Here is a 15,153-nt window from a genome sequence, read left to right as displayed (position 1 = left end):
TCGCCGATGACAGACCCGCTGGATACGACGTCGGACCGCCGTCCGGGCGGTCGCACCGCCCGCATCCGCGCCCAGGTTCTCGATGCGGTGCGCGCCGAACTCGCTGAACGCGGCCACGAAGGACTCACGATGGAGGGAGTCGCCACGCGGGCCGGAGTGCACCGCGCCACCGTCTACCGGCGTTGGCGCGACGTCGGCGGCCTGATCGTCGACGTCATCGACGCCGCCGGCGAGATCGACTGGCAGCCGCCGGACACCGGCTCGCTGCGCGGCGACCTGACGGCCCTCAACGAGGAGATCCAGGAATCCCTCGTCGTACAGCCGTCGTTCGCCGTCGCCCTGATGGCCGCCTCGTTCCACTCGGAGCAGGCCGCGCGGGCCCAGACGCAGTTGTGGGCGGACCGGTACGCCCAGTGCGAGGTCCTCGTCGAGCGCGCCGTCGACCGTGGCGAGCTCCCCGCAGAGCACACGGACGCGCGGAGCCTGCTGATCGCCGCCACGGCGCCGCTCTACCACCAGCTGGTGCTCCTGCGCGCAGACCCTGACCCGCACCTCCCGAAACGGGCCGCCGAGGCGGCGGTCCTGGCAGCTGCCGCGGGCGCCTTCTCCGTCCGTCGGGCGCGGCCTCTCTAGCGTGCGGCCATGGAGCCCGTACCCACGCCCGATCGGCTGCAGCAGGCGGTTCACCGGCTCGTATCCCAGGCGGTCACGAACGGCGAGAAGGTTCTGCAGCACACCGAGCCCGCACTCGCGCACGCTCGAAACACGTAACGCCGCAGCGGCTGTTCACCGATGGCGTGCCCCTGTTCACCGAGGCATACCTGCACGGGCCGAAGGCCCGGTTGCGCGACGACGTCGAAACCGGGCCAGCTATCGACAGTGCGTCGCCTTCGTCGGGCAGAAGGGCGTCGGTGGGTACGCCCCAGCACGATCGTCACGGTCTTTCCCGGCGGCACGGGCCGGCGGGACATCACCCCATCGACGCGCGGGGCAACGGGCTCCAGGTGGAGATCACCGGACTCACCTTCTCTCCCGACGGCCTGGGGATGGCCTTCATCGCCCCCGACGGCGCTCCGGACATCTGGACCGCGGCCGACAACGCCTACGCCGTCGTCACCCAGGAGAACGTCGACGAGCCGGGAAGCATGCTGGACGGGCTCGACTGAATCGACGACAGCCGGAGCCTCTACCTGGGCTTCCGCCCAGTGGAAGGCAAGACCCCGTCCCGGCTCATACGGGCGACCGTCGGCAGCTCCTACCGCAGTGTTGTCTGCGCGCCGGAACACGACCAGGACGGAAAGGCGGATGTCGCCTGGGCCGGCCGTCTCGCATTCGTGCGTGGCGGTGTCTGGCACGTCTGGGACCCACGCAGGGGGCGGCGACCGGCGTCGGCGACATGACCGGCGACGCCGTGCCCGACGTCCTCGCCCGGGACACCGCCGGTGTCCGGTGCGGTACGAGGGGAACCGCACGGGCGGCCTGAAGAGCCGCGTGAAGATCAGCTGGGGCTGGAACGGCCTCTCCATGTTCTGATCCCTTCCCCCCGGGATTCAGCATGCGCGCCGTCCCTACTCCCCCGGTGGCGGGGCGCCGTCGTCAGCCGCGGGAACGCACTCACGCTCGACCTCGCCGCACCCGCGACCCGCCGCGCGATCCGCTCCGCGTCGATCGCCGGCTCCCGGAGCATCCCGCGACCGGGGTCGTGACCCCGGTGACGTACGCCTCCCTCAAGAACCGCGCCCATCTGCGGCGTCGGGTCATCCGCCGCACCATCCTGGACAGGTCCGACCGGCCCGCAACCGCAAGAAGCCCGGCTCCCTCGGCGGTCGGCCGCCCAAGTGCGACGCCGGGGATCACAAGGCCCGGCACGGAGTCGAGTGCGGCATCAACCGCCTCACAAGGCACCGTGGGTGGATACGCAGGACGACCGACGCTCGTCCCGCTGGAGGCAACCGTCCTCCTCGCGGCCAACAACAAGTGGCTGTGATCAGCACCCTTCAACCAGGGCGCGGGACGGCCGTCAGCGGTGACCCAGCACGTTGACCACCCGTCCGCTGGGATCACGGACGAAGAACCGCCGCACGCCCCATTCCTCGTCCTGCAAGGGGTGAATGATCTCCGCGCCGCTCGCCCGCATGACCGCATACGCCGCGTCCACGTCGTCCACCTCGACACTCATGTCGGGCGCGACAGGCGCAGTCTTGTCGCCGGTCATGACGCTGATCTGCGCTGCCGGACTGGACGGGGATGCGAGCGTCATGATCCAACCGTGGTTCATGACCTCCTCGAAGCCCAGGAGGCCATAGAACTCCCGGCTCTCCTGCGCTGCCTGCGACTGGATGTTGGGCACCACACGGCGAACGGCCATCGATGACTCCGCGCAAGGAAGAAGGTGGCTCTGTCCCCAGGGATACTACTGTTCGGTAGTACTCCACGCAGACCGCGTCCCGGCTCCCTGCGCATGACCGGTCCCGGAGATCAGGGCGAGTCCCAAGGGAAGTTGCGTGAAGTCCGCCGCATGACCGGTGGCATCGTGGGGGCAGTACTCCAGTGACTGAGCTCCGTGTGTCCTTCCGACAACGGTGCGGGCTGGTCCCGTCTGGTCCGGTGGACAGGGCTCAAGGTCGGAACTCGTGCAGGTGCAGTCCGCGTTCGCCGCTTGCCGCCAGGCCGCGGCCGTCGGGCAGCCTGGGGACATGAGTACCACGGAGGTACGACACGGTTCCGACGCCTGGCGCCCCGCCGGGTCCGACCCCGCTCAGCCCGCCGGGGGTGGCCGGCCTGCGCAAGCGTAGGTCTTGGAGAACGTGGAGGCGGCACAGCTCGAGGGCGGCGACCAGGGTGGTGGCGAGGGGGAGCAGGGCGCGCACGTCCGGCCTGTCGTTCAGGGGTGAACTGTGGGGCGACGTTCCGAAAGGCCCGCGGGTGGCCGAGAGCTCAAGATCGCGTAGTCGCCGCGCCGCCTCAGGCCCGGCTTCGCCTTAGACGGGGGCGCTTCGGCCGGGCCCGGAGGGCGCCGCCTTCCGGATGACGGCGGTGACGCCGGCCACCGCCTCGGGCATGTGCACGAGCCGGCTTCCTTCGACCACCGCTCGACGACATTCGGCTCGGCGAGTACACCATGGAGCGGGCCGCTCGATCTCGTGCAGCACCGTGTCGCTCACCGGCTGCCCGGGCCTCGCCGCCGACAGGTCAGGGTGTTCGCCGCCCACACCGCGAGCGCGTGCCGGCGCAGCGGGGCGATCGCCGTCGCCGCCGCCCAGTCCCACGGACATCGGCAACCGCACAGCCGACTTGGTCTTGGCCTGAGGGCTGGGGGCTGGGGCCCATGGTGCAACGTTCCGTCACGCGGGGATCGCAGGCAAGCCTGTCGGCCGTGGCACGACGGTGCAGCCGCCCCGTACGGAGGCGAGGACCGTTCGCCGGAGGGTCCCGCCGACGGCCAGGAAGCGTGGCCGGCCGGGCCCGTGCGGCCTGGTGGACATTGCCGCTCGGGCTGCGGACCATACTGGTCGAGCCCTGATCACCCACCTGGACGGTTCCATGGCCAAGAGCAGCTCTTCATCGACCAATGTCCCCGACACCGTGTGGCTCGGACGCGGGCGTCACCTCGGGCCCGAGGCCGAGCGGGACGTCCGGCGCAACCTTCTCGCCCTCAAGGCGGCCGGGGTGATCGATGACTTCCTGGACCTCGACCCGATCGAGGCGGCCCGCTCCACCGATCTGTTCCCTCGGGACGAGTCCGCCGATGCCGGCCCGTCCGCCCGCCGGCTCTTCGAGGCACGCTGGCGGGTGGCCGACGACGTCACGGTGCGTGCTCAACTGACCACGTACCACCCGGAGTCCCGCCGCGTCGAGAGTGACGGCGTCACGTGGGTGCTCGCCGCGGAGGCGGAGCGCGCGTGGGAAGCGAGCTGGCCCTCACCCGCCACCGTGTTCTGGCCCGACAGCGACCAGGTCGCCTGGGATCACGAGATGGTGCCAGGCGTACGTCTGCGGAGGGCGAACCACCTGCCGAAGGACGACGGCGAGTTGCGGCGCCTGCTGCGGGGCTGTACCCGGCAGAGCTGGTTCATCCATGTCGTGGTGCACGAGGCGATGACGCCGGACGCGCGGGGGCGGCGGCCGGTCACGGCGTTCCTGCCACCGAGCCTGCGGCACCAGGTGGTCGAGCACCGGGCCACGCCGGAGCAGGCGCTGATCGCCGACTTCGCGATGAAGCGTGAGCTGGGCGTGGGGCTACCGCGCGGCGGGGCCGTCGTCCTGTCCTCGACGCCACAGGTACCGGGCTATGACGCGGAGCGCTTCACCGTACGCGATGTCTTCCTGGACGGTACGGAGCCGACCGAGCTCCTGCAGGCGATCACGGAGTTCGCCTCGCTGCCGCGACCGCTGCCGGACGACGCCGAACAGGTCCTGACACGACTGCGCCACAGCTGGCACCTGCTCACCCCGGACGAGGAGCTCGCCCACGCACGGGCCATGGTCACCAGGTACGCCAAGGCGCTCGAGGCCATGACGGCATCCTGTGACCTCTACCGTGAAGCGGCCGAGTCGGCGCTCGCTGCGCTCGCCGAGACGAGCGGCGGAAGCGACGCGCCCCGGACGCCCACGCCGCCCGCGGCCGATCAGGGGACCTCACCGCTGAAAACCCTCACGAAGACGCTCGGCCTCTTCCGTAATCCGAATCGATAGAGGATCGGACGGGAGAGCCCGCGCTGTCCGCAGGGTCGTCACGCGAGTTCTCCCCTGACGCCGCCCCGTACCCGCTGCCGAGATCGACCACGCGTAGCGGGCAGCGTGAGACAGCGCAGGCATTCACGAGCCTGCTCGCGCCCGGCGGCGGCGACCGCTGAGCCGCGTTCCCTGATTCTGTTCGGTGGCGACCGCTCCGGCGGAGAGGAGTGTCGCGGCGGCGAGGCTGCCCCAGAGGGCGGCCGGGCCGTGGGATGCGAGGGCGGTGATGACCACCGGGGAGACGGCGCAGCGTCCGCCGGCCAAGGATGCGTACGGCCTGGGTCAGCACCCCCTGAACAGTTGCGATTCACCGCGAGCGACGGTGGCGGAGCCAGGGAGCGGCGAAGCCAGCGCCCTCGCCGCACGGCGAGCGCCGCGGGCGGCGGTGCGTGCGGCCGTTGGCGGTTACTTCGGGTCGCGGTTGTAGACCGCCTTCGACCAGCGGTAGCCGAGCGCGGTGAGCGCCACGCACCAGGCGAGGGCGAGCCAGCCGTTGTGGCCGATCTCGGTGCCGAGGAGCAGGCCGCGCAGGGTCTCGATGGCCGGCGTGAAGGGCTGGTACTCGGCGATCGGCTGGAACCAGCCCGGCATCGCGTCGATCGGGACGAAGGTGCTGGAGACGAGCGGCAGGAAGACCAGCGGCATGGCCATGTTGCTGGCCGCCTCGGCGTTCGGGCTGACCATGCCCATGCCGACCGCGATCCAGGTGAGCGCGAGCGCGAACAGCGCGAGCAGCCCGAACGCCGCCATCCACTCCAGGGCCGTGGCGTCGGTCGGCCGGAAGCCGATGGCCACGGCGACGGCGCCGACGAGGACCAGGCTGGCGAGCACCTGCAGCACGCTGCCGAGGACGTGCCCGATGAGCACCGAGCCGCGGTAGACCGCCATCGTGCGGAAGCGGGCGATGAGGCCCTCGGCCATGTCCATGGAGACGGCGATCGCGGCCCCGATCACGGTGCCGCCGATCGTCATCATCAGGAGGCCGGGAACGATGTAGGCGATGTAGGCGGAGCGGTCGGCTCCGCCGCCACCGATGCCCGCGCTCATCACGTCGCCGAAGACGTAGACGAAGAGCAGGAGCAGCATGATCGGCGTGAGGAGAAGGTTCAGCGTCATCGACAGGTAGCGCCTGGCGTGCAGCAGGTTCCGGCGCAGCATCGTGCTCGAGTCGCGCACGGCGAGGGTGAGGGCGCTCATCGGACGTTCTCCTTGGTCTGGCTGTTGCCGGTGAGGGCGAAGAACACGTCGTCGAGGTCGGGGGTGTGGACGGTGAGTTCGTCGGCTTCGACGCCGAGGGAGTCGAGCCGGTCGAGGACGGAGCGCAGTTCGCGCTGGGTGCCGTCGCTGGGGAACTGGAGGGTGAGGGCGTCGTCGTCCCGGGCGACCTAAAGACGCAGAGGGAGCAGTGTCCGTTTCGGAACCCGGATCGAGTGACTCTCCGCACCGCGCTTCAGTCGTGCGTCAGTTGTGCGTCCGTCGTACGCCCTGGGGAATGGTGTCGAGCGGCCCGCCCGCCAGAGACCTGCCCGCCGGGGGCGCGGTCAGGACTGAGGCAGGTATCGCCGGCGGCCTCGGCGGCCAGGATCTGCGGCGGCGTCCGGTGGTCGGTCGGCTCGCGCGTGTTCGCGCCGCGCCGCGGCGAACGAACCGCGCGTGCGGGCTACTGCGCCCACTGACATGAGGCGACGATACGACTTCTCGCGGCTACCGATTCTCGCTGCCACCGAGATTCTTGCTGATGGACTCCTGGTAGACGTCCGCATAGGTGCGCGAGTCCTTGACCAGGTCGTCGCAGAATGCGGCGACATCGTTGCCGATGAGTTCCAAGACCCCCTTGCCCGAGGCGACACCCTCCTCGAAGAAGTCGACGATCCCGGGGAGCAGGGGTCCGTCAGGCAGGTCGACCGGTCCGACCTTGAACAGGTACTTCTGCATCTCCTTGTAGACGATCTGGTAGTCCGGCGGGAGCGACTTGATTCGAGCCATGTGCGCCCGCCACTGCTTCTTGCCCTCGATGATGTCCTGGATGCCCACGTCAGTCTCCCAGCCGGCTCAGTTTCCTTGCGACGTTCCTGTTCAACTGCTCGCGCCATCGGTCGCGATAGGTTCGGGCCCCTTCACCACCGGCCAGCGCCGTGCTGAAGCCGCGGATGTCGTCGCCCAGGACCTCGCGGACGCTCTGTCCGTCCGCCGCCGTTTCCTCGAGCAGTCCCAGGGCGGCGTCGAGAATCGGCATCAGGTTGCGGCCGGTGAAGTTCCCGTGAGGAAGAAGGTGGCCCTTGATCTGTTCCCACGCCGCCTGGTAGTCGTCCGGCAGAGCCTTGGCCCGGGCTTCGAACGCCTTCCAGTCCCTGGTGAGGTCACTTCCTGTGATGGTCTCCCAGAAGCTCATCTGCCGCCCTCCCTGAGTTTGTCGATGCGTGATGAGACGTACTGCCATTTCGTCCAGAACTTCGCGAGTTCCTCGCGTCCGGCGTCGTTCAGCGCGTAGAACTTGCGCGGCGGACCGACCCCGGACGGCCGCTTCGTCACCTGGACGAGCTTGTTCCTCTCCAGTCGCAGCAAGATGGTGTACACCGTCCCCTCGACGACGTCGACGAAGCCGAGTTCGTTCAGTCGACGGGTGATGGCGTACCCGTACGTCTCCTCGTTGCCGATGATCTCGAGCACGCACCCTTCGAGCGTGCCCTTCAGCATCTCCGTCAGGTCGTCCATCCGGAGCCCTCCTCGGTATAGCGGTACTGCGTAGCACCGAGTACCACTATACGGTACCACCGAGTACCGGCAAGTGTCAGTGCGGCGGGCTCGCCTGTGCCGGATGGAGCGGTGGCGCGGCCACCGTCCCGCTCAAGGAACTCGGGTGGCCGTTCCGCAGCCTCTGCCCCGGACAGTCGAGCGCGGCAGCGCCTGGAACCGGATCGCGGCCTGCCGGGTATCAGCGCCGAAGAGGCAGAAGAACGGTACGCACCTGCTCTCCAGGCATGGAACACGGCCTTCGAGGAGCCGTATCGACTGGACGAGACAGGTCGTGAGCGTGTCCCGCAGGTACCCACTGCGGCGTACGACCTCAGCTGGGCGTGCGCTCGGGGGGGGCGTCTTGGCCGACGGCTCGCCATGACTGGACGGTGGATGGCACCGCGTCCTGCACGTGCGTCTGCAGCTGCGCGGCGGCTCGTCCGATCGGTCGGATCTTCCGGTTGTAGTGCCAGGTGCGGCAGAGCTGAGGTCATGAATGCGTCACCGGACCATCCATGAGCGCCAACCTCAGGAGCCGCACGATGCGCCCCATCAGAGCAGCCCGGCTCGGCACGACCACTGCACTGGTCACCCTCTTCGCCTGCGCCCCTGTCGCGGCCGCATCCGCGACGGGGACCGGTTCCGCCCACGACAAGGGCAAAGAGCGGGTCATCACCCTCGTCGGCCGGCTCGCGGAGCAGTCCCGTTTCCCCGTCAACCCCGGCGGCGCCCCTGCCCAGGGCGATCGGACCGTCGTCCGCTCGATCCTCTTCGACGAGGCCGGCAAGCAGGTCGGCGAGACCGCCGGCACCTGCACCACGACCCGCGTCGCCGACGGCGGAGCGGAGGTGTGCACCGTGACCTACACCCTCCCGGACGGCCAGATCTCGGTGCAGGGCATGGTCTTCGGCCATCTGAACCCGGGCCCTCCCCCTTCGTTCGACAACGCGATCACCGGCGGCACCGGGAAGTACGACCGGGCTCGTGGCTCGGTCCACGCCGACACGATCGCTACGGGCACGAGGCGCTTCACGATCGACCTCAAGGGCTGACCGACCTTGCCCCCGCCCGGCGCGTCCGGCGGGGGCTCCTTCACGTGATGCATGCAGCGCTCAGCGGGCCGATCCCAGACGGTCACCGCGTACGGCATGGCCGACCCCCGTTGGCCGGCCGCCGCACCACCAGCCTCCGGTCATCAGGCCCCGCCGCCGTCATCCGCCGCCGCTGACCAGCGCCGGGATGACCGGCTTGGATGCAACGGCCTACGGCCGAGCCTGCTGCTCCAGACGCCGAACCGCCTCAGCCGCCCGCCCGTTCACACGGATGAACAGCCTGCGGTGCCGGGCGGGCACCTGCCGGGCTGCGGGGACCGGCCGAGATCGTCACCAGCACCAGCACCAGCACGGGCCGCGCGTACGGCGGAGGGCCTCGGGATCCAAGGCCGGCGCTGGCTTGCACGCGCTCTCATGGACCATCGGCACGGCGTCACCGAGCCGCCTCAGAGCCCTGGTCTTCGGCGCCGGATGGGTCGTCAGCGCGCACGACGGACCGGTCGCGGTCCACCGCCGGTGATCAGACCCCTGCGACGGAGGCCTCAGCCGTCGGCTCGGCCGGGCGCCGGTGCCGTACTGCCCCGCACGATCAGTTCGACAGGGACGATCGACCGGACACCGCGCTCCCCGTTCCCCGCCAGCCGCTGTACCAGCAGGTCGACCGCGCGGCGGCCCGTCTCCGCGAAGTCGTTGTGGACGGTGGTCAGGGGCGGCAGCAGGTAGGGGGCTTCGGGGATGTCGTCGTAGCCGATGACGCTGACGTCGTCGGGCACCCGCCTGCCCGCCTCGTGCAGGGCTCGCAGAACGCCCAGTGCCATGTGGTCGTTGGAGGCGAACACCGCGGTGGCGTCCGGCCGGGAGGCCAGTCGTCGGCCCAGGGTGTAGCCGGAGCTCGCGCTCCAGTCGCCGATCAGGGGCTCGGGCACGAACGCGCCCGCCGCCTCCAGGGCCCGGCGCCAGCCCCGTACGCGCTGTTCGGCGGCGAGCCAGCCGCTGGGCCCCGCGATGTGGTGGACGGTGCGGTGTCCGAGCGACAGCAGGTGCTCGACGGCCAGGCCGGCGCCCGCGGCCGAGTCCGAGGTGACCACGGGGACGTCCGGCCCGAGGTGGCTCTCCAGAATGACCAGGGGGATGCCGGGAACGATGTCGGCCAGTGCCTTGTCCGTGTCCTGCTGCGGAGCGATGGCGATGACGCCGTCCGCTCCCTCCGCGGCCAGTCGGCCCACGGCCTGCGCGACGGCGCTCGCTTCGGACGGGGGCAGAGCGATGGAGCTGATCAGGTAGCCGGCCTCGCGGGCCGCGAGGTTGATCGCGGTGAGGATGGAGGCGGGGCCGTGTCGGGACGCGTCGAACGAGATCACGCCGAGGACCCGGGTACGGCCGCTCGCCAGGGAACGGGCGCTCGAACTGGGGCGGTAGCCGAGCTCGTCCATCGCCGCCAGAACTCTTGCTCGCGTGTCGGGACGTACGGAAGGGTGCTCGTTGAGGACACGGGAGACGGTCTGCTTCGAGACCCCCGCCAGCCGGGCGACGTCATCCATCACCGGCTTGGCGCCGGCGAAGCTGCGGCGGCTGCGCCCGCCGGCAGCCGCTTTGCCGGTGGCGGCTGCGGACATCGTGGTCTCCTCGGGAGCACCGGATCGATCTCGGTCGTCGGCCGTCGGGCCGGCTCAAGGATATGCCGGACGGCCCTGCGATCGGCCACGGGCTCGGGCCCGCCGCCTGTGCCACGTGTGCCGGGTGTATCAGGCCGCCGCGACCCGAACGGCGAACGGCGTGTCTCAGCCCAGGCGGACCTGCCAGGCTCGCTGCGCGGTCCATGTGACACCGCCGACGTGGGCCTTCTGGTGCGGCGCCGTTCCCGACGGAAGGTGCACCCCCCGCTGTCCTGGGTGCAGTGGAAGGATCCGCAGCGTGATCCCATGGGTCCGCACCGCGCCCGCGTCCAGCCGGTCGAGGCCGATCTCCCAGGGCGCCCCGGACTGGAACTGGTCGGCCACGAGCGTCTCGCCGGTGTAGGCACGCGCGACGTCACCGGTCCAGTCGATGCGCAGGAGCACGCCGTCGGGCCGGTCGAGGAGCGTGTCCGGTACGTCGATGCGGTACTCGGCCGCCGCGGTCTCGTAGTACTTGTCGGCCGGAGCGCTCGCCCTGCCCATGGGGTTGGCCGTCGGCGCGGGTGCGGGTCCGGCCGGCCGGGTGAGCCGGACGGGGAGGGGTGCGTGGACGGGTGCGGGGAGGGGTGCGGGCGCCTGCGTCGGCGGCGGTGCTGACAGGCGGTAGCGGGTGAAGATCCCGTCAGGTTCCGTGTGCACCCGCCCGCCGGGAACGCTCAGCGGCTGCCGCGGCGCCGGGAAGACCGCGAAGGTCGGTTCGGCGGCGGTGCTGTGGACCCTTACCTCGTCGTGGTCGAAGACGACCCCCTCATGACACAGCACCAGACGCTCGGCGCCCCACGCACGGCCGCGGTAGACGCTCGGAGCCGTGGTCCCGTCCAGTACGAGCAGGCCGACGCGTCCGCCGTCAGGAGTGTCGATCTCCACGAGGGCGTCGGTTCCCGCTGTCAGGCCGGTGATCAGGATGCGGTCGTCGACATGCGTGACGTCGCCGCTCGGAGCCCTCACCGAGGAGACCGAGGAGACCGTGGAGGCGTCCAGGGCGAGTTCGGGGCGGATGCCGTCCACGGCGGCGAGGACGAGGACGGTCCGGCCTTCGTGGTCGACCCGGCACACCGGCCGGGCGGTCGCCCACTCCAGCAGGGCCCCTGCCACCCGCATGCGCAGGGGCCAGCAGAAGAAGGCGCCCGAGGGGATCGTGACGGGCGTGCTGGGCAGCGAGACCTCGGTGCCGTCGGGCCAGACGATGTCGAAGGTGGTGTCGGGATGGGAGGGCAGCGGCTCGTGCGGCTGGTGGTTGTTGACGAACAGGAACCCCGAGGAGGCGTCGCAGCGCACCGCCCAGCGCAGGGTGGAACGGTCCCGCTTTCCACTGGGCCGCTCCTCGGGCAGGACGGAGGTCATGGGTGCGATGCGGTGCCCGGAGTCGGCGAGCAGCAGGTGCTGGAGGCGCAGCTCGTGGTAAGAGGGCCGGTACTGGCCGTACTCGCCCAGCGGTGCCTGGAAGTCGTACGTGAGTACGGGCAGGTCGTTGGGGTAGCCGGTGGCGTGCGACTCCTGAAGGGTGCTGAGATCGCCCTTCGGGTTCGTACCGCCGTGGAACATGTAGTAGCCCTGCCACGTCGAACCGCAGCCGATCTTGACGAGCCCCAGAGCTGCCACGTCCGCGGCGTCGAGCCGTGGCCGCCGGTGGTAGGAGTGGGCCATGCCGCCGCCGAGTTCACAGGTCGCCCAGGGGAACCGGTCGGTGGGCGCGCCTCCCCCGCCCCGTACGGTCGTGGGCCGCAGGTCGGCGCCGATGCCCTCGTCGTCGCGCTGATGGGTGAAGAAGAAGTGGGTGCGGCAGGTGTCGGGCCAGCCGCCGTGGGCCTCGGTCCAGAAGGTCTCGGGGTAGCCGCCGTACAGCGGCAGCAGTTCGTCGGGCGGCAGTTCGACGCCGCCCCAGGCGGTGGCCGTCCACAGCGGCGCGCTGAGGCCACTGCGCTGGGCGAGTCGTTTGAGGGTGAGCAGGTGGCCGGGCTGGTCGTGGAGTTCGTTCTCGATCTGGATCGCGACGACGGGTCCGCCGTTCGCCCGGTCGAGTCCTCGCAGCTGTTCGCCGATGGCCGCGAACCATCGCCGTACAAGTGCCAGGTAGGCCGGGTCGTCGGTGCGCGGTACGCAGTCGAGGCCGAGTACCCAGTCGGGCAGGCCACCGTTGCGGACCTCGGCGTGGCACCAGGGTCCGATCCGGGGAACGAGGTCGAGACCGTGGCGGGCGCACAGTTCGGCGAAGTGCCGCAGGTCGCGGTCGCCGTCGAACCGGATGCGGCCCTCGTGCTCCTCGTGGTGGATCCAGATCACGTACGCGGCGACGACGGTGATGCCGCCCGCCTTCATCTTCAGGAGTTCCTCCTCCCAGCGCGCCGCCGGACAGCGGCTGAAATGGAACTCGCCGGAGACGGGGAACCACGGGCGGCCGCCCCTGGTGAGGTAGCGGCTGGTCACCTCGATGGGGTCGGTGACGTCGGGCGCGTCGCCGAACGGCAGGTGACCCGACAGCGGAGGGGCGGCGGGCGGCGGCAGCCGCAGGTGGTTCCGCATCAGGTCTTCTCCCCTCCGAGGTCGGGTGTATCGGTCAGGAGGGCTCGTGAGGTGACCGTGGCGTCGAGTTCGAGGAGCACCAGCTCATTGGTCCCGGCGCGCAGAACGGGCGCGGGCACGTAGAGGGTGCGTTGTGGGCCGCGGTTCCAGTACCGGCCGAGGTTGAAGCCGTTGATCCACGCCTGCCCCTTCGTCCAGCCCGGCAGCGCGAGAAAGGTGTCGGCGGGGGTGCCGACGTGGAAGGTGCCGTGGTGGAAGGCCGGCCCGGCCCGCGTGGCGTCGTGTGTGGCGTCCGCGAGGGGGGCGGGGTCGTGCAGCGCCAGCGGGTAGGCGTCCCACTCCCGCAGTACGGCGCCGTCGAAGGACACCGGGCCCAGGAGGCCCTTGTCGTCGCCGAGGCGGGGTCCGTAGTTGACCCCGCCCATGTTCTCCACCAGGACGTCGAGTCGGGCGCCGGCGCGCGGCACCCGCACGGTCAGGCTCTCCTGGTGGTGTTCGTGTTCGAGGACGCCGGCCGGGGCGCCGTCCACGAAGACCTGGGCGCGGTCGCCGACACCGTGGGTGAAGTGCAGCACCCCGTCACCCGCGGCGGGCAGCGCGGTGCGGTAGAGCACGAAGCCGGCGCGCAGCCCCATCGCCTCCATCGTCAGCGGTTCACGGGAGTGCACGGGGACGCCGAGTTCACCGGCCCGGTCCAGGAGCGGTGTGCGGCGGTCCAGGGTCACCGTGGTGGGGGGCAGCTTCGGTGACGGAGCGGGAACCGGCTCGTCGGGCACGGGCGCGTGGCGTGCGATGACCTCGCGGAAGGCGTGGTACTTGGGGCTGGGGTCGCCCGACTCGGCCAACGGCGCGTCGTAGTCGTAGGAGGTGACGACGGGGCTGTAGGCGTGGTCGTGGTTGGCGCCGTTGGTGAAGGCGAAGTTGGTGCCGCCGTGGAACATGTAGATGTTCACGGAGGCTCCCGACGCGAGGAGGGTCTCCAGCGAGGCGGCGGCGTCGTCCGCGCTGCGCACATGGTGCGGTTCGCCCCAGTGGTCGAACCACCCGATCCAGAACTCCGTACACATCAGCGGTCCACGCTTCTGGTGGGCGCGCAGCCGCTCCAGGGACTGCTCGATCTTCCCGCCGAACGTGCCGGTGGCGAGCACGCCGGGGATGCTTCCGGCCTCCAGGTGGGCGAGGTCGGCCTGGTCGCAGGTGAAGAGGAGTTCCTCGACGCCTCGTCGACGGAGTCCCTGTTCCAGGTGCTTCAGGTACGCGGCGTCGTTGCCGTACGCCCCGTACTCGTTCTCCACCTGCACCGCGATGACGGGCCCGCCCGCCGCTGCCATGAAGGGCACGAGCTCGGGAAGGAGCAGGTCGAAGTAGCCGTCGATCGCGTCGGCGAAGCGGGGGTCGCTGCTGCGCAGCCTGATGTCACGGTCCGAGGTGAGCCAGGCCGGCAGCCCGCCGCCGTCCCATTCCGCGCAGATGTACGGTCCGGGCCGCAGCAGGACGTGCAGCCCCTCCTCCTGCGCGAGGCGCAGGTAGCGCGGGAGGTCCAGGATTCCGTCGAGGTCGAGGGTGCCGGGGGCCGGCTGGTGGAGGTTCCAGGGGACGTAGGTCTCCACCGTGTTCAGCCCCATCAGCCGGGCCTTGCGGAGGCGGTCCGCCCATTGGCCCGGATGAACACGGAAGTAGTGCAGGGCGCCGGAGATGATCCGGAAGGGTTCGCCGCGCAGCGTGAAGCCGTCGGCGGTGGTGGTGAGCGCGCTCATCGTCTGGCGAGTCCTTCTGCTTCTGATGCGGGGTCGGTTGACGTACGGGTGGCGCTGATCAGCCGGAGAGTGGCGGCGAGGCACAGGAGCGAGACGGCGGCGAGGAGCAGGGGAACCGCCCGGATGCCCGCCCGTTCGACGACCTTGCCGAGCGCCGGTCCCGCGGCCACTCCGCCGACCATGGAGGCGGCGATGACCAGGGCGCTCGCGCGGCGTGCCTGCGGGGCGACCTCCAACAGCCACGGCAGCGCGGTGGGGAAGATCGGTGCGACGAAGAGACCGACACCCGCGTACGCGTAGGGTGCGGGTGCGGGTGCGGGAACGGCAGCCGCGAACAGACAGACCGTCATGCCTGGGCAGGAGACGGTGATGAAGGCCTGCGGCGATGGGCGCGACCAGGAACCGGCCGACGGCATCATCAGCCAGTACGCGGACGTGGCGGTCGCGGCGGCTCCCGCTCCGTATCCGACCGTGACGAGGTGGATGGGCTCCCAGCCGCCGACGCCCGCCTCGATGCCGACGTGCAGGACGTACAGCACGACGAAGACGCCCAGTACGGTGGCGAGGCTGCGGCCGAGAACCCTGGGAGCGGCCGGTGTCCCGTCGCCTTCCGCCGCCCTGGGGCACGGCCCGGTCCCGGACGCCGCGCAGAGCGAACAGCAGGGGCAGGGT

The 15,153-nt window shown here is 70.7% G+C and carries 13 protein-coding genes and 2 pseudogenes; 4 read left to right on the top strand and 11 right to left on the bottom strand.

Going from position 1 to position 15,153, the window contains the following annotated elements; translation table 11 throughout:
- Window positions 1–6: 6 nt before the first annotated feature.
- Together ACIA8N_RS28055 and ACIA8N_RS28050 are read left to right on the top strand one after the other, a co-directional pair.
- Complete coding sequence (locus ACIA8N_RS28055) at window positions 7–633, top strand: TetR/AcrR family transcriptional regulator (RefSeq protein WP_365785565.1); 627 nt, start codon at window positions 7–9, stop codon at window positions 631–633.
- A 278-nt stretch (window positions 634–911) separates the two neighbouring features.
- Window positions 912–1,166, top strand: coding sequence for a hypothetical protein (locus ACIA8N_RS28050; RefSeq protein ID WP_365785567.1), 255 nt, complete (start codon window positions 912–914; stop codon window positions 1,164–1,166).
- 854 nt (window positions 1,167–2,020) lie between these two features.
- Here ACIA8N_RS28050 and ACIA8N_RS28045 read toward each other — a convergent pair.
- Window positions 2,021–2,368, bottom strand: coding sequence for a VOC family protein (locus tag ACIA8N_RS28045; protein ID WP_365785569.1), 348 nt, complete (start codon window positions 2,366–2,368; stop codon window positions 2,021–2,023).
- Between the two features lie 1,175 nt (window positions 2,369–3,543).
- On the opposite strand from ACIA8N_RS28045, the gene ACIA8N_RS28040 reads away from it, so the two are divergent.
- Window positions 3,544–4,695, top strand: a complete 1,152-nt coding sequence (locus ACIA8N_RS28040) for a hypothetical protein (RefSeq protein ID WP_365785571.1) — start codon at window positions 3,544–3,546, stop codon at window positions 4,693–4,695.
- A 123-nt stretch (window positions 4,696–4,818) separates the two neighbouring features.
- Here the strand turns inward: ACIA8N_RS28040 and ACIA8N_RS28035 are convergent.
- From ACIA8N_RS28035 to ACIA8N_RS28010, 6 genes and pseudogenes are all read right to left on the bottom strand, one after another.
- Window positions 4,819–4,983, bottom strand: a pseudogene (locus ACIA8N_RS28035) (MFS transporter); the annotation flags it as partial.
- Window positions 4,984–5,142: 159 nt separating this feature from the next.
- Window positions 5,143–5,934, bottom strand: coding sequence for an ABC transporter permease (locus ACIA8N_RS28030; protein WP_365785573.1), 792 nt, complete (start codon window positions 5,932–5,934; stop codon window positions 5,143–5,145).
- Window positions 5,931–6,122, bottom strand: a pseudogene (locus ACIA8N_RS28025) (ABC transporter); the annotation flags it as partial. The pseudogene ACIA8N_RS28025 and the gene ACIA8N_RS28030, both read right to left, overlap by 4 nt.
- A gap of 319 nt (window positions 6,123–6,441) precedes the next feature.
- Window positions 6,442–6,771, bottom strand: a complete 330-nt coding sequence (locus ACIA8N_RS28020; protein ID WP_365785575.1) for a DUF1048 domain-containing protein — start codon at window positions 6,769–6,771, stop codon at window positions 6,442–6,444.
- 1 nt (window position 6,772) lies between these two features.
- Entirely contained in the window at window positions 6,773–7,129 is a 357-nt protein-coding gene (locus ACIA8N_RS28015) for a DUF1048 domain-containing protein (RefSeq protein WP_365785577.1), read from the bottom strand.
- Window positions 7,126–7,452: a PadR family transcriptional regulator gene (locus ACIA8N_RS28010; RefSeq protein WP_365785579.1), complete on the bottom strand. Its 327-nt coding sequence runs from the start codon at window positions 7,450–7,452 to the stop codon at window positions 7,126–7,128. The genes ACIA8N_RS28015 and ACIA8N_RS28010 overlap by 4 nt, the downstream gene beginning before the upstream one ends.
- Before the next feature lie 563 nt (window positions 7,453–8,015).
- Between ACIA8N_RS28010 and ACIA8N_RS28005 the strand changes: the two genes are divergently transcribed.
- Window positions 8,016–8,525 (top strand): hypothetical protein, encoded by a 510-nt coding sequence (locus tag ACIA8N_RS28005; protein ID WP_365785581.1) that lies wholly within the window; start codon window positions 8,016–8,018, stop codon window positions 8,523–8,525.
- Between the two features lie 542 nt (window positions 8,526–9,067).
- On the opposite strand, the gene ACIA8N_RS28000 is transcribed toward ACIA8N_RS28005, so the two are convergent.
- The 4 genes from ACIA8N_RS28000 to ACIA8N_RS27985 all read right to left on the bottom strand — a co-directional run bounded on the left by ACIA8N_RS28000 (window position 9,068) and on the right by ACIA8N_RS27985 (window position 15,020).
- Window positions 9,068–10,141 (bottom strand): LacI family DNA-binding transcriptional regulator, encoded by a 1,074-nt coding sequence (locus tag ACIA8N_RS28000; RefSeq protein WP_365785583.1) that lies wholly within the window; start codon window positions 10,139–10,141, stop codon window positions 9,068–9,070.
- Between the two features lie 165 nt (window positions 10,142–10,306).
- Complete coding sequence (locus ACIA8N_RS27995) at window positions 10,307–12,724, bottom strand: beta-galactosidase (RefSeq protein ID WP_365785585.1); 2,418 nt, start codon at window positions 12,722–12,724, stop codon at window positions 10,307–10,309.
- Window positions 12,724–14,481 (bottom strand): glycoside hydrolase family 35 protein, encoded by a 1,758-nt coding sequence (locus ACIA8N_RS27990; protein WP_365785587.1) that lies wholly within the window; start codon window positions 14,479–14,481, stop codon window positions 12,724–12,726. The genes ACIA8N_RS27995 and ACIA8N_RS27990 overlap by 1 nt, the downstream gene beginning before the upstream one ends.
- On the bottom strand, window positions 14,478–15,020 hold the full coding sequence (locus tag ACIA8N_RS27985) for a hypothetical protein (protein ID WP_365785589.1): 543 nt from the start codon (window positions 15,018–15,020) through the stop codon (window positions 14,478–14,480). The genes ACIA8N_RS27990 and ACIA8N_RS27985 overlap by 4 nt, the downstream gene beginning before the upstream one ends.
- Between the last annotated feature and the right edge of the window lie 133 nt (window positions 15,021–15,153).

This window comes from Streptomyces sp. NPDC051822, assembly GCF_044452745.1.
Classification (GTDB): Bacteria; Actinomycetota; Actinomycetes; order Streptomycetales; family Streptomycetaceae; genus Streptomyces.
Note: the sequence above shows the minus strand (reverse complement) of the source record. Positions and strands in the feature narration are given on the sequence as shown.